The following is a 20,998-nucleotide window of genomic DNA, read 5'->3' on the forward strand; positions in this document are numbered from 1 at the left end:
TCGCCGATTCGTACAGCCGTTCTTCCCTCTGGGTGACGAGCTGAACGCTAGTGGTGACGAAAGACTCCTGGGACGTGTATCAGCCAGTGATACGGAGGCTCGGCGGCCGGATGCGGTCTGAGAGAATTGGCAGCGTGATCTCTCGAATCGATCTGCGTGGCGACGCCCTCCCCGAGGGCGCCGACCTGCGCGACCTGCTGCCCCGTGCCGACTTCGACGTACAGGCCGCCCTCGACAAGGTGCGGCCCATCTGCGAGGACGTGCACCATCGGGGAACGGCGGCGCTGATCGACTACGCGGAGAAGTTCGACGGCGTGAAGCTGGAGCGCGTACGCGTGCCCGCCGAAGCGCTGACGACGGCCCTGGAGCAGCTCGACCCCAAGGTCAGGGCCGCGCTGGAGGAGTCGATCCGGCGTGCCCGCATCGTCCACCGCGAGCAGCGCCGCAGCGAGCACACCACCCAGGTCGTGCCCGGCGGCACCGTGACCGAGAAGTGGGTGCCGGTCGAGCGCGTGGGCCTGTACGCGCCGGGCGGCCGGTCCGTCTACCCGTCCTCCGTGATCATGAACGCCGTCCCGGCGCAGGAGGCCGGCGTCGAGTCGATCGCGCTCGCGTCCCCGCCGCAGACCGACTTCGGCGGCCTGCCGCACCCGACGATCCTGGCCGCGTGCGCGCTGCTGGGCGTCGACGAGGTGTACGCCGTGGGCGGCGCGCAGGCCGTGGCGATGTTCGCGTACGGCACCGACGAGTGCGCCCCCGCCAACATGGTCACCGGCCCCGGCAACATCTGGGTCGCCGCCGCCAAGCGCTACTTCACCGGCCGGATCGGCATCGACACCGAGGCCGGACCCACCGAGATCGCCGTCCTCGCGGACGACACCGCCGACCCGGTGCACGTCGCCGCCGACCTGATCAGCCAGGCCGAGCACGACCCGCTCGCCGCCGCCGTGCTGGTCACCGACTCCGAGGAGCTGGCGGCCGCCGTCGAGAAGGAGCTGGAGCCCCAGGTCGCCGCGACCAAGCACGTCGAGGACCGCATCCTGCCCGCGCTCGCCGGCCGGCAGTCCGCGATCGTGCTCGTCTCCAGCCTGGAGGACGGCCTCAAGGTCGTCGACGCGTACGGCGCCGAGCACCTGGAGATCCAGACCGCCGACGCGTCCGCCGTGGCCGCCCGGGTCCGCAACGCCGGCGCGATCTTCGTCGGCCCGTACGCCCCGGTCTCCCTCGGCGACTACTGCGCCGGCTCCAACCACGTCCTGCCGACCGGCGGCTGCGCCTGCCACTCGTCGGGCCTGTCGGTCCAGTCGTTCCTGCGCGGCATCCACATCGTCGACTACACGCGCGAAGCCCTCGCCGAGGTCACCCACCACGTGGTGACGCTGGCCGAGGCGGAGGACCTGCCGGCGCACGGCGCGGCCCTCAAGGCGCGCTTCGGGTGGAAGGTGCCGACGGAATGACCCGCAGCGTCCGCATCGACGACCTGCCCATCCGCGACGAGCTGCGCGGCAAGTCCCCGTACGGCGCGCCGCAGCTCGACGTGCCCGTACGCCTCAACACCAACGAGAACCCGTACCCCCTGCCCGAGGCGCTCGTCGAGCGCATCGCGGAGCGGGTGCGCGACGCGGCCCGTGAGCTCAACCGCTACCCGGACCGCGACGCCGTCGAGCTGCGCACCGAACTGGCCCGCTACCTCACCCGCACCGCCGGGCACGAGGTCGCCATGGAGAACGTCTGGGCGGCCAACGGTTCCAACGAGGTCATCCAGCAGCTGCTCCAGACCTTCGGCGGGCCCGGCCGCACCGCGATCGGCTTCGAGCCGTCGTACTCCATGCACGGCCTCATCTCGCGCGGCACCGGCACCGGCTGGATCTCCGGGCCGCGCAACGAGGACTTCACCATCGACCTCGCGGCGGCCGAGAAGGCCGTCGCCGAGCACCGCCCCGACGTCGTCTTCATCACCTCGCCCAACAACCCCACGGGCACGGCGGTCGACGCCGGCACCGTCCTCGCGCTGTACCAGGCCGCCCAGGCGGCCAAGCCGTGCCTGGTCGTCGTCGACGAGGCGTACGGCGAGTTCAGCCACCACCCGTCCCTGCTGCCGCTGATCGAGGGCCGCCCCAACATGGTGCTCTCCCGCACCATGTCCAAGGCGTTCGGCGCCGCCGGACTGCGGCTCGGCTACCTCGCGGCGGACCCGGCCGTGGTCGACGCCGTACAGCTCGTGCGCCTGCCGTACCACCTGTCGTCCGTCACCCAGGCCACCGCGCTCGCCGCGCTGGAGCACACCGATACGCTGCTGGGGTACGTCGAGCAGCTCAAGACCGAGCGGGACCGCCTGGTCACCGAGCTGCGCGCCATCGGTTACGAGGTGACGGAGTCGGACGCGAACTTCGTCCAGTTCGGCCGCTTCGACGGCGCGGCCGGCTCGCACGAGGCGTGGCGGCAGATCCTCGACCAGGGCGTGCTGGTCCGTGACAACGGCGTACCGGGATGGCTGCGGGTCACCGCCGGCACCCCCGAAGAGAACGACGCGTTCCTCGATGCGGTACGCGCACTGAAGAAGGAGCACAGCTCATGAGTCGCGTAGGACGCGTCGAGCGCACCACCAAGGAGACCTCGGTCCTCGTCGAGATAGACCTCGACGGCACCGGCAAGGTCGATGTGTCGACCGGCGTGGGTTTCTACGACCACATGCTCGACCAGCTCGGCCGCCACGGCCTCTTCGACCTCACCGTGAAGACCGACGGCGACCTGCACATCGACTCGCACCACACGATCGAGGACACCGCCCTCGCGCTCGGCGCCGCCTTCAAGCAGGCACTCGGCGACAAGGTCGGCATCTACCGCTTCGGCAACTGCACGGTGCCGCTGGACGAGTCCCTCGCCCAGGTCACCGTCGACCTCTCCGGCCGCCCCTACCTCGTGCACACCGAGCCCGAGAAGATGGCGCCGATGATCGGCGAGTACGACACGACGATGACCCGGCACATCCTGGAGTCCTTCGTCGCGCAGGCCCAGATCGCCCTGCACGTCCACGTCCCGTACGGGCGCAACGCGCACCACATCGTGGAGTGCCAGTTCAAGGCCCTGGCCCGCGCCTTGCGGTACGCCAGCGAGCGCGACCCGCGCGCCGCCGGCATCCTCCCCTCGACCAAGGGCGCCCTGTGACCGGCCTCTCCACCATCCTGATCGTCGTCGGCCTGTTCCTCCTGGGCGGCGTGTACTCCTTCTGGAAGCAGCAGCTGCCCAAGGGCGTCATCGTGCTCCTCGGCATCGGCGCCGTGATGTGCCTGGTCGCCGGCGTCATGCGAATCCAAGGACTCTGGGAATGAGCGACAAGAAGAAGGTCGTCGTCTTCGACTACGGCTTCGGCAACGTCCGGTCCGCCGAGCGGGCGCTCGCCCACGTCGGCGCGGACGTCGAGATCACCCGCGACTTCGACAAGGCCATGAACGCCGACGGACTGCTCGTCCCCGGCGTCGGCGCCTTCTCCGCCTGCATGCAGGGGCTCCGCGCGGCGCGCGGCGACTGGATCGTCGGCCGCCGGCTCTCCGGCGGCCGCCCGGTGATGGGCATCTGCGTGGGCATGCAGATCCTCTTCGAGCGCGGCATCGAGCACGGCGTGGAGACCGAGGGCCTCGACGAGTGGCCCGGCACCGTCGGCCCGCTCCAGGCGCCCGTCGTCCCCCACATGGGCTGGAACACGGTCGACGCCCCCGCGGACAGCGAACTGTTCGCCGGCCTCGACGCCGACACCCGCTACTACTTCGTGCACTCGTACGCCGTGCACGACTGGAGCCTGGAAGTCACCAACGCCAAGATCCGCGCGCCCCGGGTGACGTGGAGCACGCACGGCCAGCCCTTCGTGGCGGGCGTCGAGAACGGCGCGCTGTGGGCCACCCAGTTCCACCCCGAGAAGTCCGGCGACGCCGGCGCCCAGCTGCTGACCAACTGGATCGGAACCCTGTGATGTCCTCCGCGAACCCCGCGAAGCTCGAACTCCTCCCCGCCGTCGACGTCCGTGACGGCCAGGCCGTACGCCTCGTCCATGGCGAGTCCGGCTCGGAGACGTCGTACGGCGACCCGCTCCAGGCCGCGCTGGCCTGGCAGCAGGCGGGCGCCGAGTGGCTGCACCTCGTCGACCTCGACGCGGCGTTCGGCACCGGCGACAACCGGGAGCGGATCGCCGAGGTCGCCCGCTCCATGGACATCAAGGTCGAGCTGTCCGGCGGCATCCGCGACGACGCCTCCCTCGCCGCCGCGCTCGCCACCGGCTGCAAGCGCGTCAACCTCGGCACGGCCGCGCTGGAGACGCCCGAGTGGGTCGCCAAGGTCATCGCCGAGTACGGCGACAAGATCGCGGTCGGCCTCGACGTACGCGGCACGACGCTGCGCGGCCGGGGCTGGACCCGCGACGGCGGCGACCTCTACGAGACGCTGGCGCGCCTAGACTCCGAGGGCTGCGCGCGGTACGTCGTCACCGACATCGCCAAGGACGGCACGCTCCAGGGCCCCAACCTGGACCTCCTGAAGAACGTCTGCGCCGCGACCGACAAGCCCGTCGTCGCGTCCGGCGGCGTCTCCTCCCTCGACGACCTGCGCGCCATCGCGTCGCTCGTCCCCCAGGGCGTGGAGGGCGCGATCGTCGGAAAGGCCCTGTACGCCAAGGCGTTCACGCTGGAAGAGGCCCTGGCGGCGGTGTCCGCATGACGGTGTCCTCCTCCGGTTCCGTACGCAGGGTGACGACCGGCGCCCCCTGGGAGGACCAGTTCGGCTACTCCCGCGCGGTGGAGCTGTCGAACGGGCTCGTCCTGGTCTCGGGCTGCACGTCGGTCGTCGACGGCGTCATCAGCGGCGGCGCGCCGTACGACCAGACCGTCACCGCCTTCAACGTCGCCTTCGGCGCGCTGGAGGAGCTCGGCCTCGCCCGCGAGGACGTCGTACGCACCCGCATGTACATCACGCACGCCCGTGACGTCGACGACGTCGGCCGCGCCCACAAGGAGCTGTTCGACGACGTCCGCCCCGCGGCGTCGATGATCATCGTCTCCGGATTCGTGGACCCGAGCCTGGTCGTCGAGGTCGAGGTCGAGGCGTACCGAGGAGACCGAGGAGGTCAGGAATCATGACCCTCGCGGTCCGAGTGATCCCCTGCCTGGACGTCGACAACGGCAGGGTCGTCAAGGGCGTCAACTTCCAGAACCTGCGCGACGCCGGCGACCCCGTCGAGATGGCGAAGCTGTACGACGCGGAGGGCGCCGACGAGCTGACGTTCCTCGACATCACCGCGTCCTCGGGCAACCGGGAGACGACGTACGACGTGGTGCGCCGCACCGCCGAGCAGGTTTTCATCCCCCTGACGGTCGGCGGCGGCGTGCGCACCGCCGACGACGTCGACAGGCTGCTGCGGGCCGGCGCGGACAAGGTCGGCGTCAACACCGCCGCCATCGCCCGCCCCGACCTGATCCGCGAGATCGCCGAGCGCTTCGGGCGGCAGGTCCTCGTGCTCTCGGTCGACGCCCGCCGTACGGAGTCCGGCTCCTTCGAGGTCACGACGCACGGCGGCCGCAAGTCCGCCGGGATCGACGCGGTCGAGTGGGCGCACCGGGCGGCCGAGCTGGGCGCGGGCGAGATCCTGCTCAACTCCATGGACGCGGACGGCACCAAGGACGGTTACGACACGGAGATGATCGCGGCGGTGCGCAAGCACGTCACCGTGCCGGTGATCGCCTCCGGCGGCGCCGGCCGCCTCGCCCACTTCCCGCCCGCGATCGCGGCGGGCGCCGACGCGGTCCTCGCGGCGTCGGTGTTCCACTTCGGCGACCTGCGCATCTCCCAGGTGAAGGACGAGCTCCGCGAGGCGGGCCACCCGGTGCGTTAGGGCCCCGGCCCCGCGCAACGCGCTCCTCCCCGCCGCGAGGCGGGGAGGAGCGGTCACATCGAGATGCCGAGCTTCGCCGCGCGCAGCCGCTCGATCGCGTCCTTGTCGCCCTCCAGCTCCACCTGCGCGGCCTCCTGCCGCCCGAAGGCGAACAGCACCAGCTCGCCCGGCTCACCCGTGACCGTCACCACCGGCGTCCCGCGCCGCGCCACCGCCGTCTGCCCGTCGGGCCGGCGTAGCACCACGCCCACCGGCGCCTTGCGGCCGAGGACCCGCGCCGCCTTCTCGACCCGCGACCACAGCGCGTTGGAGAAGACCGCGTCGAGTTCGCGCGGCGTCCAGTCCGGCTGCGCCCGCCGGACGTCCTCGGCGTGGACGTAGAACTCGACGGTGTTCGCCGCCTCGTCGAGCTGCTTGAGGGCGTACGGCGACATCCGCGGCGGTCCGGTGCGGATGAGCTGGATCAGCTCCTCGTACGGCTTCTCGGCGAACTCCGCCTGCACCCGGTCGAGTCGGCTCTTGAGCGCCGCCAGCACTATGCCGCCGGCGGCGTCCGCGCGGCGCTCGCGCACCACCAGGTGGGCGGCCAGATCACGGGTGGTCCAGCCGTCGCACAGCGTCGGTGCGCCGGGGCCCGCCGCCTCCAGGAGGTCGGCCAGGAGGAGTCGTTCGCGCTTGGCATGGTTCGACATGCCCGCCAGGGTACGGCCGTTGCTCCGCCGGGGCCACGGCGCCGCGCGTCCAGTGACCGGACGGCGTCGCTGCTCCGGCCCCCGGGCGCGGCACAATGGCGGACATGACCAGTTCGCCCCGCCCCACCAGCCTCGACCCCGCCGTCGCCGCCCGCCTCAGGCGCAGCCCCGACGGCCTGGTCCCGGCCATCGCCCAGCAGTACGACACCGGTGAGGTGCTCATGCTCGGGTGGATGGACGACGAGGCACTCCACCGGACCCTCACCACGGGCCGCTGCACGTACTGGTCGCGCAGCCGTCAGGAGTACTGGGTCAAGGGCGACACGTCCGGGCACTTCCAGCACGTCAAGTCGGTCGCACTGGACTGCGACGCCGACACCGTCCTCGTCCGGGTCGACCAGGTGGGCGCGGCCTGCCACACCGGCGACCGCACCTGCTTCGACTCCGACGTCCTCCTCCCGCTCGCGCAGTAAGGTCACCGGCCATGGACATCGAGACCTTCCGCAAGCTGGCCGTCGACCGGCGTGTGATCCCCGTCAGCCGCAGGCTGCTCGCGGACGGCGACACCCCGGTCGGCCTCTACCGCAAGCTCGCCGCCGAGCGCCGGGGCACCTTCCTCCTGGAGTCGGCCGAGAACGGCCGCTCCTGGTCCCGCTACTCGTTCGTCGGCGTCCGCAGCGCCGCCACCCTCACCGCCCGCGACGGCCGGGCGCACTGGCTCGGCACGCCCCCCGTCGGCGTACCGGTGGACGGCGACCCGCTCGACGCGCTGCGCGCCACCATCGACGCCCTGCACACCCCGCGCGACCTCGCGGGCGGCCTGCCGCCGTTCACCGGCGGAATGGTCGGCTACCTCGGGTACGACGTCGTACGCCGCCTGGAGAGGATCGGCGAGCACGGCCGCGACGACCTGCGCCTACCCGAGCTGACCATGCTGCTCACCTCGGACCTCGCCGTGCTCGACCACTGGGACGGCTCGGTGCTGCTGATCGCCAACGCGATCAACCACAACGACCTCGCCACCGGCGTCGACGAGGCGTACGCCGACGCCGTCGCCCGCCTCGACGCGATGGAGGCCGACCTCAGCCGGGCCGTGCCCACCGCGCCCGCCGCCCTGCCCCCCTCCGAGCTGCCGCCGTACACCGCGCTGTGGGGCGGCGAGGCGTACCAGGCCGCCGTCGACGACATCAAGGAGCGCATCCGCGCGGGCGAGGCGTTCCAGGTCGTGCCCTCCCAGCGCTTCGAGACCCCGTGCACGGCGAGCGCGCTGGACGTCTACCGGGTGCTGCGCGCGACGAATCCGTCGCCGTACATGTACCTCTTCCGCTTCGACGGCTTCGACGTCGTCGGATCCAGCCCCGAGGCGCTGGTCAAGGTCGAGGACGGGCGCGCCATGGTGCACCCGATCGCCGGGACCCGGCACCGCGGCGCCACGCCCCAGGAGGACCAGGCGCTCGCCGACGAGCTGCTCGCCGACCCGAAGGAGCGCGCCGAGCACCTGATGCTCGTCGACCTCGGCCGCAACGACCTGGGCCGCGTCTGCGAGCCGGGAAGCGTCGAGGTCGTCGACTTCATGTCCGTCGAGCGGTACTCGCACGTCATGCACATCGTGTCGACCGTGACCGGCCGGGTCGCGCAGGGGCGCAGCGCCTTCGACGTGCTGACCGCCTGTTTCCCCGCCGGCACGCTGTCCGGAGCGCCGAAGCCCCGCGCGATGCAGATCATCGAGGAGCTGGAGCCGTCCCGGCGCGGCCTGTACGGCGGCTGCGTCGGCTACCTCGACTTCGCCGGCGACTCCGACACCGCCATCGCCATCCGCACCGCCCTGCTCCGGGACGGTACGGCGTACGTGCAGGCCGGGGCCGGCGTGGTGGCCGACTCGGACCCCGTCGCCGAGGACACCGAGTGCCGGAACAAGGCGGCCGCGGTGCTGCGCGCGGTGCACACGGCGAACCGCCTCTGCTCGCGTTCGGGACGTAAGGGATAGTGGGTACGTGACTGCCGCATCCCCCGCACCTGTACCGCTTCCGCGCAGCGAGAGCGCGCCGGCCGCCTCCACGGGCGGCCGCCGCGGTCTCGCCGCCGCGCTGCTGCTCGGCGCCGCCGGCGCCGCCGTCGTGCTCCTCGCCTCCGGCCGGACCTGGGCCGAGGGCGCGGCCGCGGTGCCGGGCGGCGCGCTGCCGCTGGCCGTCGAGGGGCAGGACGTCACCGGCGCCCCCGCGGCGCTGGCCATCGTCGGGCTCGCCGCGCTCGTCGCCGTCTTCGCCGTCCGCCGGGCGGGCCGCCTGCTCGTCGCGGGGCTCCTCGCCCTGAGCGGCGCGGGCGCGGCCGTCAGCGCCGTGCTCGGCGCCTCCGGCGGCGCGGCCCTCGACGAGAAGGCCGCCGAGACCACCGGGGACGCCGCGGCGACGGCCGCCTCCCTCACCCACACGGCATGGCCGTACGTGACCGCGGTGGGCGGGCTGCTCATCCTGGTGGCGGGGCTGCTCGCCCTGTGGTGCGGCCGGAAGTGGCCCTCCATGTCCGGCCGCTACGAGCGCGACGGCAGCCCCCGGGCCCGCAGGGCGCCCGTAGCACCGGACCCGGACCGGCCCGAGGACCTCTGGAAGGCACTGGACCGCGGCGAGGACCCGACGCGCGACGCGTGACCCCGAGATCACGCCGCCGGTCGTCGTGCGGGACAATGAGCGGCGAGCGTACGACTCACGGACTCATCACCTCACCACAGAGCAACAGCAACGAGGAGCAACTCATGGCGGGCAGCAGCCACGGACACACCCCGGCCGCCTGGACCGGTGTCACCATCTCCTTCATCGGTTTCTGCATTTCGGGTGCCTTCACGGTGCTCGCCAATCCGCTCGGCTTCTGGGCGGGAATCGTCGTGATACTGCTCGGTGGTGTCGTCGGTATGGTCATGAAGGCCGCGGGCCTCGGCATGCCGAAGGAGTCCGACGAGATGCGCCAGGCCCGTGAAGAGGCCGGCCGGGCGCAGCCCCACAGCCAGATCCGGGTCCACTGACCGGGACCGGTCCCACCGGCGGATCCGACGCCGTTCTGATGCGAGGCGCAGCCCCGGACGGGCTGCGCCTTTCCTCATGAGCGGGGACAATCACCGGGTGGATACCGTGCCCCAGCCCGCCCCGGCCCCTTCGCCGCAGCCCTCACCGGGTCCCGCGCGCCCCGCGCCGGTGGGCCTCGCCCGTCGGCTCGCCGCGCCGGCCGCCACCATGGCGGGCGTCCTCGCGGCCTTCGCTTACGTCGGCGCGGTCGACCCGAACGAACCCGGCCACTACCCCGTCTGCCCCCTCCTGCGGCTGACCGGCATCTACTGCCCCGGCTGCGGCGGGCTGCGCAGCGCGCACGGCGTCGCCACCGGCGACCTCGTGGGCGCGCTCGGCGCCAACGCGATGGCGGTCGTCGGGTACGGCGTGTTCGCCGTGCTGTGGGCCGTCTGGATGGTTCGCGCCGGCCGCGGGGTCCCGATGCGCATCGCCCTCAAACCCGTCTGGTGGTGGAGCCTGGGCGGCGCCGCCGCGGTGTTCAGCGTCGTCCGGAACCTGCCGTTCGGCTCGGCGCTCGCGCCGTGAAGTTCCAGGTAGTGGGACTGATCGCCACTCGATGCGAGTCCTGACGCCCTCTGCGGATAGCATTGGTATGGCTGATCCTGGTCCACCATCACCCTCCCGGAAGGGGGCCGCTCGCGTGAGTGTGCTCGACGAGATCATCGAAGGCGTGCTCGCCGACCTCGCGGAGCGGCAGGCAAGCGTCAGTCTCGACGAGCTCAAGGACCGCGCGGCCAAGGCGTCCCCGGCCAAGGACGGAGTCGCCGCCCTGCGCGGCGACGGAGTCCAGGTCATTTGCGAGGTCAAGCGCTCCAGCCCGTCGAAGGGCGCGCTCGCCGCGATCGCCGACCCCGCGGGACTCGCCGCCGACTACGAGGCGGGCGGCGCGGCCGTCATCTCCGTGCTCACCGAGCAGCGCCGCTTCGGCGGCTCGCTGGCCGACCTGGAGGCCGTACGCGCCAAGGTCGACATCCCGGTGCTGCGCAAGGACTTCATCGTCACGGCCTACCAGCTCTGGGAGGCGCGGGCGTACGGCGCCGACCTGGCCCTGCTGATCGTCGCGGCGCTGGAGCAGGAGGCCCTGGTCTCCCTGATCGAGCGGGCCGAGTCCATCGGGCTCACCCCGCTGGTCGAGGCGCACGACGAGGAAGAGGTCGAGCGCGCGGTCGAGGCCGGCGCGAAGATCATCGGCATCAACGCCCGCAACCTGAAGACCCTCAAGGTCGACCGCGGCACGTTCGAGCGCGTCGCCCCCGAGGTCCCGGCGGGCATCGTCACCGTCGCCGAGTCCGGCGTCCGCGGCCCGCACGACCTCATCGCGTACGCCAACGCTGGCGCCGACGCGGTGCTCGTCGGGGAGTCGCTGGTCACCGGCCGCGACCCCAAGGGCGCCGTCGCCGACCTGGTCGCCGCGGGCGCCCACCCGGCCCTGCGCCACGGCCGGAGCTGAGTCCGGCCCCGATGACCGCACTCCGCCGTACCGCGCGCACCCGGCCGGGCCTTCGCCCGCTCGCCGGGGCGCGGGCGCGCGACCCGCACGCGCCGCTGGCGCGCGGGTGCCGTCCGCGCGGGTGCCGGGCTCCGGCGCGGCGGGTGCGCGGACGGCGGGTCCGGTACCACATCGGGTCCGAGCCCGGCCAGATCAACGGCATGCGATGGCGCACCGAGGACGCGCTGTAGCGACACGCCCCACCCGTACGCCCGGATGCCTCCGAGGCGTACGCGCGTGGCAGCGCGCGCGGCGCATACGGTCACTTCCACCCGTTGATCTTCCATGGGGCGCCAGCCCCTTCTGAGGAGTACGTCGGATGTCTTCTGACTTCTTCATTCCGGACCCCGAGGGCACCGTCCCCAGCACCGAGGGCTACTTCGGCGCGTACGGCGGCAAGTTCATCCCCGAGGCGCTCGTCGCCGCGGTCGACGAGGTCGCCGTCGAGTACGACAAGGCCAAGTCCGACCCGGCCTTCGCGGCCGAGCTGAACGCGCTCATGGTCGACTACACCGGCCGCCCCAGCTCCCTCACCGAGGTCCCGCGCTTCGCCGAACAGGCGGGCGGAGCACGGATCTTCCTCAAGCGCGAGGACCTGAACCACACCGGCTCGCACAAGATCAACAACGTGCTCGGTCAGGCGCTGCTCACCAAGCGCATGGGCAAGACGCGGGTGATCGCGGAGACCGGCGCCGGCCAGCACGGCGTCGCCACCGCCACCGCCTGCGCCCTCTTCGGCCTCGAATGCACCATCTACATGGGCGAGATCGACACCCAGCGCCAGGCACTCAACGTCGCCCGCATGCGGATGCTCGGCGCCGAGGTCGTCGCGGTGAAGAGCGGCAGCCGGACCCTGAAGGACGCCATCAACGAGGCGTTCCGCGACTGGGTCGCCAACGTGGACCGTACGCACTACCTCTTCGGCACCGTCGCCGGACCGCATCCCTTCCCCGCCATGGTCCGCGACTTCCACCGCGTCATCGGGGTCGAGGCCCGCCGCCAGATCCTGGAGCGCGCGGGCCGGCTGCCCGACGCGGCCGTCGCCTGCGTCGGCGGCGGCTCCAACGCCATCGGGCTCTTCCACGCCTTCATCCCGGACGCCGGTGTGCGGCTCGTCGGCTGCGAGCCCGCCGGGCACGGCATCGAGACCGGCGAGCACGCCGCCACCCTGTCCGCCGGCGAGCCCGGCATCCTGCACGGCTCGCGGTCGTACGTCCTCCAGGACGAGGAGGGCCAGATCACCGAGCCCTACTCGATCTCCGCGGGCCTCGACTACCCGGGCATCGGCCCCGAGCACGCCTACCTCAAGGACAGCGGCCGGGGCGAGTACCGGGCGGTGACCGACGACGCGGCGATGCAGGCACTGCTCCTGCTGTCCCGCACCGAGGGCATCATCCCGGCCATCGAGAGCGCCCACGCGCTCGCCGGCGCGCTGGAGCTCGGCAGGGAGCTGGGCGAGGACGGGCTGATCCTGGTCAACCTGTCCGGGCGTGGCGACAAGGACATGGACACGGCCGCCCGCTACTTCGGCCTGTACGACACCGACGCGGCGGTCGAGGCCGACGCCTCCTCCGACAACGGCGCCGCCGAGATCCAGAGGGACACCAAGTGAGCGGGAACATTCAGCTGCTGAGCGACACCCTGGAGCGGGCCGCGTCGGAGAACCGGGCCGCCCTCATCGCCTACCTCCCCGCCGGGTTCCCGACCGTCGACGGCGGGATCGACGCGGTCAAGGCGGTCGTGGCCGGCGGCGCGGACGTCGTCGAGGTGGGGCTGCCGCACAGCGACCCGGTGCTCGACGGACCGGTCATCCAGACCGCCGACGACATCGCGCTGCGCGGCGGTGTCAAGATCGCCGACGTGATGCGCACGGTCCGCGAGGCGCACGCGGCGACCGGGGCCCCGGTGCTCGTCATGACCTACTGGAACCCGATCGACCGGTACGGCGTCGAGCGCTTCACCGCGGAGCTGGCGGAGGCCGGCGGCGCCGGCTGCATCCTGCCGGACCTGCCGGTCCAGGAGTCCGCGCTGTGGCGCGAACACGCCGAGAAGCACGGCCTCGCCACGGTCTTCGTGGTCGCGCCGAGCAGCAAGGACGAGCGCCTCGCCACGATCACCGCGGCCGGGTCCGGATTCGTCTACGCGGCCTCGCTGATGGGCGTGACCGGCACGCGCGAGTCGGTGGGCGCACAGGCGCAGGACCTGGTGCGCAGGACGCGGGCGACGACGGAGCTGCCGGTGTGCGTGGGGCTCGGGGTCTCCAACGCCGTACAGGCGAAGGAGGTCGCGGCCTTCGCCGACGGCGTGATCGTCGGGTCGGCGTTCGTCCAGCGGATGCTCGACGCGCCGGACGCCGCGGCGGGCCTGGAGGCCGTACGGGCCCTCGCGGGTGAACTCGCGCGCGGTGTGCGCAGGGACGGCACGCACGCCTGACACGAACACCTGGGCGGTGTAGCTCGTACGGGTGGACCTGGACCGGGGAGGCGCGCCCGCGCCTCCCCGGTTCGTTGCTGCGGGTGTGAGCGACAAGAACCGTGACGGAAAACGAACCGCCCGCGAGCGCCTGATCCAGGAGCGCGAGGCGCAGAAGGCGCGCGACAGGCGCCGGCGGACACTGATCGTCGCCGGCGCCGTGGTCGGCGTGCTGGGCCTGGCCGCCGTGGTGGGCATCCTCGCCGCGAACTCCGGCTCGGACGGAGACGACGGCGCGAGCGCCGTGGTGACGCCCAAGGGCACGGACGACAAGGGCGATCCGCTGATCCCGGTGGGGGCGACGGACGCGCCGTCGACCCTCACGGTGTGGGAGGACTTCCGCTGCCCCGCCTGCGCCCAGTTCGAGAACGCCTTCCGGGACACCATCCACGAGCTGGAGAAGGCGGGCCAGATCAAGGTGCAGTACCACCTGGCCACGCTGATCGACGGGAACATGGGCGGATCCGGGTCGCTGAAGGCGGCCAACGCTGCGGCCTGTGCCCAGGACGTGGGCAAGTTCGTGCCGTACCACGACGTGCTGTACCAGAACCAGCCGCCGGAGCCCGACGACGCGTTCAGCAAGGACAGCCGTCTGATCGAACTGGCGGGGAAGGTCGACGGACTCGTCACGGAACCGTTCAAGCAGTGCGTGGCCGACGGGACGCACAACGGCTGGGTGCAGAAGTCCAACGAGGCGTTCCAGAAGGGCAACTTCCGGGGGACGCCGACCGTGCAGCTCAACGGGGAGTCGATCTTCCCGAAGAAGGGCAACGAGCAGATCTCGCCGGACAACCTGAAGAAGTGGGTCGCCGAGGCGAACAAGGGCAAGAAGGCGGGGACGGCGACCGCGACCCCCTCGGAGTCCGCCACGTCGCCGGCGCCGGCGCCGCCCGGGTCCGCCGCGCCGGGCGCGGCTGCGCCGGGGTCCGTGTCGGGTGGTTCCGTGCCGGGCGGGGCCGCGCCGGGTGGTTCGGCGTCCGGTGGGTCCGTGCCGGGGGCAGCGGTTCCGCCCGCCGGCGCGCTGCCGCAGGGCACTCCGTAGGGCCCGCGGGGGCGGGGGTGTGCGCGGGTGCCGTTATGCAGACGTTGCCGGGTGGGTTGCCGTACCTCCCACCCGGCAGGGTAGCGTCGACCCTGCCATGGACCTTGCCTATATTCCCAGCCCGTCGACCGGTGTGATCGAGCTCGGACCGATCCCGCTCCGCGGCTACGCGTTCTGCATCATCGCCGGCGTTTTCCTGGCCGTCTGGTACGGCAACAAGCGCTGGATCGCCCGGGGAGGCAAAGCCGGCACGGTGGCCGACATCGCCGTCTGGGCGGTGCCGTTCGGCCTCGTCGGCGGCCGGCTCTACCACGTCGTCACCGACTACCAGCTGTACTTCAGCGAGGGCCGGGACTGGGTCGACGCCTTCAAGATCTGGGAAGGCGGCCTGGGCATCTGGGGCGCCGTCGCCCTCGGCGCGGTCGGCGCGTGGATCGGCTGCCGCCGTCGCGGCATCCCGCTGCCGGCCTGGGCCGACGCCATGGCTCCCGGCCTGGCCTTCGCCCAGGCGATCGGCCGCTGGGGCAACTGGTTCAACCAGGAGCTGTACGGGCGCGAGACGGACCTGCCCTGGGGCCTGGAGATCTCCGAGGGCGTGAACCGCGAGGCCGGTGTCTACCACCCGACCTTCCTCTACGAGTCGCTGTGGTGCATCGGCGCCGCGCTCGTCGTCATCTGGGCCGACCGCCGCTTCAAGCTCGGGCACGGCCGCGTGTTCGCGCTGTACGTCGCGCTGTACTGCACCGGCCGCGGCTGGATCGAGTACATGCGGGTCGACGAGGCGCACCACGTACTGGGGCTGCGGCTCAACGTGTGGACCTCGATCGCCGTCTTCGTGTGCGCGGTGGCGTACTTCGTGATCTCGGCGAAGCTGCGGCCGGGGCGTGAAGAGGTCGTCGAGCCGGCCTCGGCGGACAAGCGTGCCGTCGACGGGGACGGGGACGGGGACGGCGGCGACGCGGACGCGGACGCGGGAGACGGATCAGGTTCCGGTTCCGCTCGTGATGCGGGTGCCGACGGCTTCGGTCCCGGAGGCCGGGCCGAGGCCGAAGCCAAGGACTAGGCGCGGTCGCACGCCTGCGCGTGGTCTACGGCCGACGCGGCGGGGAGTGAAGCCCCCGAGCCGGGTGGGCGGTCGATGAACGCGGTCGCCGGCGCGGTCAGTGGGGGCGGGTCCGGGATGCGAGGGCCAGGGTGCGCTGAGCGGCCTTCACCACGGCCGCGTCCACGAAGCGGCCGTCGGGGAGCGCCAGCGCGCCTCCCCGCGCTGCGGCGGCCTTGACGGTTTCCTCCGCCGCCTCGACCTCCTCGGGTGCCGGCAGGAAGGCGCGCTCGATCACCGGCAACTGGCGCGGATGGAGCGCCGTACGGCCCAGGAAGCCCAGGGCCCGGCCTCGCGCGCAGGACGCCGCCAGTCCCTCCAGGTCCCGGACGTCCGGATGCACCGACTGGACCGGTGGGTCGAGCCCGGCCGCCCGGGCCGCGACCACCACCCGGCTGCGCGGCCACGCGAGCCCGGTGTCGTCCCGTACACCGAGATCCGCGCGGAGGTCCGCCTCGCCCAGGGCGATCCCGCGCAGGTGCGGGTGGGCTGCCGCGATCGCGTGCGCGTGCTCGACGGCGAGCGCCGATTCGAGGAGCGCGTACAGCGGCACGCCGGGCACGCGCCGGGCGATCCGCCGCACCTCGGCCGGGCCGGTGATCTTCGGCAGGCGCAGCGCCGCGAGACCGGGGAGATCGACCAGGGCACGCAGGTCGTCCTCGGCGTGCGGGCCGGCGAGGGCGTTCACCCGCACGTGGACGGGGGTCGCCGGGCGTTCGGTGAGCAGCTCGGCCGTCGCCGAGCGGGCGTACTCCTTGCGGTCGGGCGCGACCGCGTCCTCCAGGTCGACGATCACGATGTCGGCGCCGGACCGGAGCGCCTTGGCGACCGTGTCGGGGCGGTCGCCGGGTACGTAGAGCCAGGTCAGGGGGGTCAGGGCGGTGGGTGTGGTGAGAGTGGTGGCTGCGGTGACTGTGGTGGCTGTGGTGGCTGTGGTGGGTGTGGTGTGGGGCCGGGTCATCGGGTGCCGCCGGTCGCGCGGAGGGCGGCGATCTCGGACGGGGTGAGGCCCGCCTCCGTGAGTACGGAGTCGGTGTCCGCGCCGTGCGGCCGGCCGGCCCAGCGGATCGCACCAGGCGTCTCGGAGAGGCGGAAGAGGACGTTCTGCATCCGCAGGGGGCCGAGTTCGGGGTCCTGGACCTCCGTGATGGTGTCCAGCGCGCGGTACTGCGGGTCGGCCATGACGTCCCGGACGTCGTAGACGGGGGCGATCGCGGCCTCGGCCTTCTCGAACGCCGCCATCGCCTCGTCGCGTGTGCGGCGGCCGATCCAGTGGCCGACCGCCTCGTCGAGTTCGTCGGCGTGCTCGGCACGGCCGCTGCCGGTGGCGAACCACGGCTCGTCGATGAGGTCGGGGCGTCCGACCAGGCGCATCACACGTTCGGCCACCGACTGGGCCGACGTGGAGACGGCCACCCAGGCGTCGTCGGCGGTGCGGTAGGTGTTGCGGGGGGCGTTGTTGCGGGAGCGGTTTCCGGTACGGGGCTGGACGTAGCCGAGCTGGTCGTACCAGAGGGGCTGCGGGCCGAGGACGGTGAGGATCGGTTCGATGATGGCCATGTCGACGACCTGGCCCCGGCCGGTCGTGCTGCGGGCGGCCACCGCCGTCATCACGGCGTAGGCGGTGGCGAGTGCGGCGATCGAGTCGGCCAGGCCGAACGGGGGCAGCGTGGGCGGGCCCTCGGGCTCACCGGTGATGGCCGCGAAGCCGCTCATCGCCTCGGCGAGCGTGCCGAAGCCGGGGCGGTGGGAGTACGGGCCGCACTGACCGAAGCCGGTGACGCGGGCCAGGATCAGGCGGGGGTTGGCCGCGTGGAGTTCGGCCGGGCCGAGGCCCCACTTCTCCAGGGTGCCGGGCCGGAAGTTCTCGATGATCACGTCGGTGGTGGCGGCGAGGCGCAGGAGGGCGTCGCGGCCGGTGGGGGCGGAGAGGTCCAGGGTGATGGTGCGCTTGTTGCGGCCCAGGAGTTTCCACCACAGGCCGATGCCGTTCTTGGACGGGCCGTGGCCTCGGGAGGGGTCCGGTTTGGTGGGGTGCTCCACCTTGATCACGTCCGCGCCGAAGTCTCCGAGCATGGTGGCGGCCAGTGGGCCGGCGAAGAGCGTGGCCAGGTCAAGGACTCGGAGGTTGGTCAGGGGGGGGGGGGGGGGTGTGGTGGGTGCAGTGGGTGTGGTGGGTTCGGTGGGTGCAGTGCGGGTGGTGGGTGTGGGTTCGCTGGTCGGAGCGGTCATGGGCGGAGCGCCTCCGTGTGGGTGAGGTGGGCCAGGGTGTCGAAGCCGATGCCGTCGAAGCCGGTGACAGAGGTCGCCAGGCGGTTGCGGAGGGGCGCCGTCCACCGGCTGGGGAGGGCTTCGGGGGAGCCTGCGAGGAGGCCGGCGATGCTGCCGGCCGTGGCGCCGTTGGAGTCGGTGTCCCAGCCGCCGGACACGGCGCGGCAGATGGAGCCGGTGAAGTCGCCGTCGGCGTGCGTGAGGGCCGCCGCGATGAGGGCGGCGTTCGGCAGCACATGCACCCAGTGGTGGTGGCCGTAGGCGGCGTGCAGATCGTCCACCACGGTGTCGAACGAGGCTCTGGACGCCTTCGTGGCCGCGTTGATGCCGTGGCGGACCGCCTGGGAGAGGCGGGACTTCGGGGGGACGACGGTCAGGCCCGTGCGCAGGCACCGGTGTACGTCGGTGGTGCCGGCGGCGGCTTCGGCGATCGTCGCGGCGATGAACATGGCGCCGTACACGCCGTTGGCCGTATGGGTGAGGGTGGCGTCGCGGTGGGCCTGTTCGGCGGCGGCCGCCGGGTTGCCGGGGTGCGTCCAGCCGTGGATGTCGGCGCGGATCAGGGCGCCGATCCACTCGCGGAACGGGTTGTGGTGGCGGGCGGTGTGAGGGGGCGTCAGGCCGAGGAGGAGGTTGCGGTACGCGATGCGTTCGGCGGTGAACGCGCGGCCGGCCGGGAGTTCGTCCAGCCACAGCGTCGCCAGGTCGGCGGTGGTGAACGCCTTGGTGTGGCGCTGGAGGAGGAGCAGGCCGAGGACGGGGTGGTTGAGGTCGTCGTCCTCGGGCATTCCGTTGATGTTCTCGGCCAGGGAGGTGGCGGCGGAGCGGCGGTTCCAGGGGTGGCGGGTCAGGAGGTGGTGGGGGACGCCGTTTGCGGTGAACCAGGTGTTGAGGGGCCAGTTGCCGGTGGCGGCGGCGAGTCGGCGGATGGCGGGGAGGGGGAGCTTCTCCACCGGCTTGCCCAGGAGGCAGCCGGCCGCTCGGCCCAGCCAGGCCGCGTGCAGGCGGTTGAGCAGGGGGGTGGCTGCGGGGTGATCTGGGGCGTGCGTGCGTTCTGCGGGGGCTGCGGGGCGGTTCGCGGCGTGCGCGCGTTCTGCGGGGGTGGTGTGCGGGGCTTTCGCTGGGGCGTTGGGGTCGGTGACGCGCCGGGGCGTCTCCTCGGGCGTCGAACGTTCGGCCACCGCTGCGGTCCCTGGGGCGTGGTTGCGTTCAACGCCCTGCGGGGAGCGCCCCGGCACGTCCCCTCCTGGCAGCGTGACATGTCTCGCGGTGGTTGTGGTGGCGCCGATGGTTGTGGTGGCGCCGATGGTCGTGGTGCTGGTGGGCGTGGTGCGGGTGGTCGTGGCGCTGATGGTCGTGGCGCTGGTGGGCGTGGTGCGGGTGGTCGTGGCGCCGATGGTCGTGGCGCTGGTGGGCGTGGTGCGGGTGGTCGTGGCGCCGATGGTCGTGGCGCTGGTGGGCGTGGGTCCGGTGTTTGTGCTGCGGGTGGTTGTGGGTCCGGTTGTTGTGGTTTCTGCGGGCGTGGTGTGGGGCGTTGTTGCTGGGGGGTGTGTCGGCCAGGTGGGGCAGGTGGCTTTGATTGCCTTCAGGGGGGTGGGTTCTGTGAGGTCCGTGGGGGTGGGGAGTGCGGAGAGGGCGGTCAGGAGTTCTTCCGCCAGGGCGCGCAGGTGCGGGGGTGCGGGGGTGGGGGACGCGCCCGTGGCGGGTGGGGTCGGGGGGCCGCCCGCCTTCTGCCAGCGGGTGCGGATCGCCGAGGCGTCGCGGCCGTCCTCCGCCGCCTGGCGCAGTTCGTGGGTGAGCAGGTCCTCCGGTTGCACCCAGGTCAGGCGGGTCATGACGTGAGCGCGGCGAAGGCCGCTTCGTGGGCCCGGCGGCGTTCGGTGTCGCGGGCGTAGACCTCGCGGGTCACGGCGGCCAGGGTGCGGGCCGGGGCGTGCAGGTCGGTGCGGCTGGCCTCCGCGACCGTCTTCGCCCAGTCCGGCGGGACGGCCGGTTCGCCGTACAGCGCACCGGAGATCGCGCCGCTCATCGTGGCGATCGAGTCGCAGTCGCGGCCGTAGTTGACCGAGCCGAGGACGGCGTGGCGGTAGTCGCCGCCGGCCACCAGGAGCATGCCGAGGGCGATGGGCAGTTCCTCGATGGAGTGCAGGCGGGAGGGGCGCCGGGCTGCCAGGGACGGTTTGCGGTAGTCCGGGCCCACCGTGTCGAACGGCGCCACGGCGGCGCGCAGCGGGGCGAGCGCGGATTCGAAGTCGTGGTGGCGCACGGCGGCTTCGGCCACCGCCTCGATCGCCGAGCGCGTGCCGTCCTTGGCGAGGGCGAGGCAGGTGTCGACGACGGTGGCCGGCGTCGCGTCGGGCGAGCAGGCCGCGGCCACGGCGGCGGCGAAGACGCCGGCCGCCTCGCGCCCGTACGACGACTGGTGCGCGCCCGCCACGTCGATCGCCTCGGCGTACGCGGCGGCCGGGTTGCCCGCGTTGACGAGGCCGACCGGGGCCATGTACATCGCCGCGCCGCAGTTGACGATGTTGCCGGCGCCGGCCTCGCGCGGGTCCACATGGCCGTAGTGGAGGCGGGCGACGATCCACTTCTCGGCGAGGAAGACGCGCTGGAGGGGAAGCGCCTCGGCCTCCAACTCCGGTACCCATACGGGCGATTCGATGAGCTCGGGGACCAGGTGCTCGGCGACGGAGTAGGCGTCGAGGTGGTCGCGTACGACGTCGTAGACGCGGACCAGGGCGTGCGTCATGAGGGTGTCGTCGGTGATGTGGCCGTCGCCCTTGTGGTACGGGGCGATCGGGCGCGCCGTACGCCAGTTCTCGTGGAACGGGCCGACGATGCCGTGGATCCGGCCGCCGTGGCGTTCGCTGATCTGGTCCGGGGACCAGCCCTCGACCGGGCCGCCCAGCGCGTCGCCCACGGCCGCGCCGATCAGGCTGCCGGTGGTCCGGTCTTCCAGGGTGAGCGGGGGGAACGTCGCCATGGAG

24 protein-coding genes are annotated in these 20,998 nt (G+C 72.7%); 19 read left to right on the forward strand and 5 right to left on the reverse strand.

Features of this window, described 5'->3' with window-relative positions; genetic code table 11:
* The first annotated feature begins 134 nt into the window (after positions 1-134).
* Genes hisD through hisF form a run of 8 tightly spaced genes read left to right on the forward strand, consistent with a single transcriptional unit; the run spans position 135 to position 5,881 of the window.
* Positions 135-1,457 (forward strand): histidinol dehydrogenase, encoded by a 1,323-nt coding sequence (hisD, locus tag ACWGH0_RS16045; RefSeq protein ID WP_453404752.1) that lies wholly within the window; start codon positions 135-137, stop codon positions 1,455-1,457.
* Positions 1,454-2,578 carry a histidinol-phosphate transaminase gene (locus ACWGH0_RS16050; RefSeq protein ID WP_453404753.1) on the forward strand — a complete coding sequence of 375 codons (1,125 nt, stop codon included), beginning with the start codon at positions 1,454-1,456 and terminating at the stop codon, positions 2,576-2,578. The genes hisD and ACWGH0_RS16050 overlap by 4 nt, the downstream gene beginning before the upstream one ends.
* Entirely contained in the window at positions 2,575-3,168 is a 594-nt protein-coding gene (gene hisB, locus ACWGH0_RS16055; RefSeq protein WP_453404754.1) for an imidazoleglycerol-phosphate dehydratase HisB, read from the forward strand. Before ACWGH0_RS16050 ends, hisB begins: the two co-directional genes overlap by 4 nt.
* Entirely contained in the window at positions 3,165-3,332 is a 168-nt protein-coding gene (locus tag ACWGH0_RS16060) for a hypothetical protein (RefSeq protein ID WP_167518286.1), read from the forward strand. The genes hisB and ACWGH0_RS16060 overlap by 4 nt, the downstream gene beginning before the upstream one ends.
* Positions 3,329-3,970: an imidazole glycerol phosphate synthase subunit HisH gene (hisH, locus tag ACWGH0_RS16065; RefSeq protein ID WP_453404755.1), complete on the forward strand. Its 642-nt coding sequence runs from the start codon at positions 3,329-3,331 to the stop codon at positions 3,968-3,970. Before ACWGH0_RS16060 ends, hisH begins: the two co-directional genes overlap by 4 nt.
* Complete coding sequence (priA, locus tag ACWGH0_RS16070; protein ID WP_453404756.1) at positions 3,970-4,710, forward strand: bifunctional 1-(5-phosphoribosyl)-5-((5-phosphoribosylamino)methylideneamino)imidazole-4-carboxamide isomerase/phosphoribosylanthranilate isomerase PriA; 741 nt, start codon at positions 3,970-3,972, stop codon at positions 4,708-4,710. The genes hisH and priA overlap by 1 nt, the downstream gene beginning before the upstream one ends.
* Complete coding sequence (locus ACWGH0_RS16075) at positions 4,707-5,129, forward strand: RidA family protein (RefSeq protein ID WP_453404757.1); 423 nt, start codon at positions 4,707-4,709, stop codon at positions 5,127-5,129. The genes priA and ACWGH0_RS16075 overlap by 4 nt, the downstream gene beginning before the upstream one ends.
* On the forward strand, positions 5,126-5,881 hold the full coding sequence (gene hisF / locus ACWGH0_RS16080) for an imidazole glycerol phosphate synthase subunit HisF (RefSeq protein ID WP_453404758.1): 756 nt from the start codon (positions 5,126-5,128) through the stop codon (positions 5,879-5,881). The genes ACWGH0_RS16075 and hisF overlap by 4 nt, the downstream gene beginning before the upstream one ends.
* A gap of 53 nt (positions 5,882-5,934) precedes the next feature.
* On the opposite strand, the gene ACWGH0_RS16085 is transcribed toward hisF, so the two are convergent.
* Positions 5,935-6,573: a TIGR03085 family metal-binding protein gene (locus ACWGH0_RS16085; RefSeq protein ID WP_453404759.1), complete on the reverse strand. Its 639-nt coding sequence runs from the start codon at positions 6,571-6,573 to the stop codon at positions 5,935-5,937.
* A gap of 104 nt (positions 6,574-6,677) precedes the next feature.
* On the opposite strand from ACWGH0_RS16085, the gene hisI reads away from it, so the two are divergent.
* From hisI to lgt, 11 genes are all read left to right on the forward strand, one after another.
* Positions 6,678-7,046, forward strand: coding sequence for a phosphoribosyl-AMP cyclohydrolase (hisI, locus tag ACWGH0_RS16090; RefSeq protein ID WP_453404760.1), 369 nt, complete (start codon positions 6,678-6,680; stop codon positions 7,044-7,046).
* Positions 7,047-7,057: 11 nt separating this feature from the next.
* A complete protein-coding gene (locus tag ACWGH0_RS16095; protein WP_453404761.1) occupies positions 7,058-8,560 on the forward strand; it encodes an anthranilate synthase component I in 1,503 nt (500 codons plus the stop codon).
* Positions 8,561-8,567: 7 nt separating this feature from the next.
* Positions 8,568-9,221 (forward strand): TIGR02234 family membrane protein, encoded by a 654-nt coding sequence (locus ACWGH0_RS16100; protein ID WP_453404762.1) that lies wholly within the window; start codon positions 8,568-8,570, stop codon positions 9,219-9,221.
* Between the two features lie 104 nt (positions 9,222-9,325).
* Positions 9,326-9,592: an HGxxPAAW family protein gene (locus ACWGH0_RS16105; protein WP_453404763.1), complete on the forward strand. Its 267-nt coding sequence runs from the start codon at positions 9,326-9,328 to the stop codon at positions 9,590-9,592.
* 76 nt (positions 9,593-9,668) lie between these two features.
* Complete coding sequence (locus ACWGH0_RS16110) at positions 9,669-10,160, forward strand: DUF2752 domain-containing protein (RefSeq protein WP_453404764.1); 492 nt, start codon at positions 9,669-9,671, stop codon at positions 10,158-10,160.
* Positions 10,161-10,275: 115 nt separating this feature from the next.
* Positions 10,276-11,085 carry an indole-3-glycerol phosphate synthase TrpC gene (gene trpC, locus ACWGH0_RS16115; RefSeq protein ID WP_453404765.1) on the forward strand — a complete coding sequence of 270 codons (810 nt, stop codon included), beginning with the start codon at positions 10,276-10,278 and terminating at the stop codon, positions 11,083-11,085.
* 11 nt (positions 11,086-11,096) lie between these two features.
* Positions 11,097-11,315: a tryptophan biosynthesis modulator TrpM gene (gene trpM, locus ACWGH0_RS16120; RefSeq protein ID WP_453404766.1), complete on the forward strand. Its 219-nt coding sequence runs from the start codon at positions 11,097-11,099 to the stop codon at positions 11,313-11,315.
* A 128-nt stretch (positions 11,316-11,443) separates the two neighbouring features.
* Positions 11,444-12,736 carry a tryptophan synthase subunit beta gene (gene trpB / locus ACWGH0_RS16125; protein WP_453404767.1) on the forward strand — a complete coding sequence of 431 codons (1,293 nt, stop codon included), beginning with the start codon at positions 11,444-11,446 and terminating at the stop codon, positions 12,734-12,736.
* Positions 12,733-13,557, forward strand: coding sequence for a tryptophan synthase subunit alpha (trpA, locus tag ACWGH0_RS16130; RefSeq protein WP_453404768.1), 825 nt, complete (start codon positions 12,733-12,735; stop codon positions 13,555-13,557). The genes trpB and trpA overlap by 4 nt, the downstream gene beginning before the upstream one ends.
* An 85-nt stretch (positions 13,558-13,642) precedes the next feature.
* The gene (locus ACWGH0_RS16135) at positions 13,643-14,638 is read left to right on the forward strand and encodes a thioredoxin domain-containing protein (RefSeq protein WP_453404769.1); all 996 of its coding nucleotides are present in this window, start codon (positions 13,643-13,645) and stop codon (positions 14,636-14,638) included.
* Positions 14,639-14,735: 97 nt separating this feature from the next.
* Positions 14,736-15,701: a prolipoprotein diacylglyceryl transferase gene (gene lgt / locus ACWGH0_RS16140; protein ID WP_453404770.1), complete on the forward strand. Its 966-nt coding sequence runs from the start codon at positions 14,736-14,738 to the stop codon at positions 15,699-15,701.
* 97 nt (positions 15,702-15,798) lie between these two features.
* Here the strand turns inward: lgt and ACWGH0_RS16145 are convergent, their stop codons facing one another.
* From ACWGH0_RS16145 to ACWGH0_RS16160, 4 genes are all read right to left on the reverse strand, one after another.
* Positions 15,799-16,701, reverse strand: a complete 903-nt coding sequence (locus ACWGH0_RS16145) for an HpcH/HpaI aldolase/citrate lyase family protein (RefSeq protein ID WP_453404771.1) — start codon at positions 16,699-16,701, stop codon at positions 15,799-15,801.
* Positions 16,698-17,972, reverse strand: coding sequence for a CaiB/BaiF CoA transferase family protein (locus ACWGH0_RS16150; RefSeq protein WP_453404772.1), 1,275 nt, complete (start codon positions 17,970-17,972; stop codon positions 16,698-16,700). The genes ACWGH0_RS16145 and ACWGH0_RS16150 overlap by 4 nt, the downstream gene beginning before the upstream one ends.
* A complete protein-coding gene (locus ACWGH0_RS16155; RefSeq protein WP_453404794.1) occupies positions 17,969-19,264 on the reverse strand; it encodes an ADP-ribosylglycohydrolase family protein in 1,296 nt (431 codons plus the stop codon). Before ACWGH0_RS16155 ends, ACWGH0_RS16150 begins: the two co-directional genes overlap by 4 nt.
* Before the next feature lie 578 nt (positions 19,265-19,842).
* Positions 19,843-20,994, reverse strand: a complete 1,152-nt coding sequence (locus ACWGH0_RS16160) for an ADP-ribosylglycohydrolase family protein (protein WP_453404773.1) — start codon at positions 20,992-20,994, stop codon at positions 19,843-19,845.
* Positions 20,995-20,998: the final 4 nt, after the last annotated feature.

The sequence above is a fragment of the Streptomyces sp. NPDC054887 genome, from assembly GCF_053610585.1.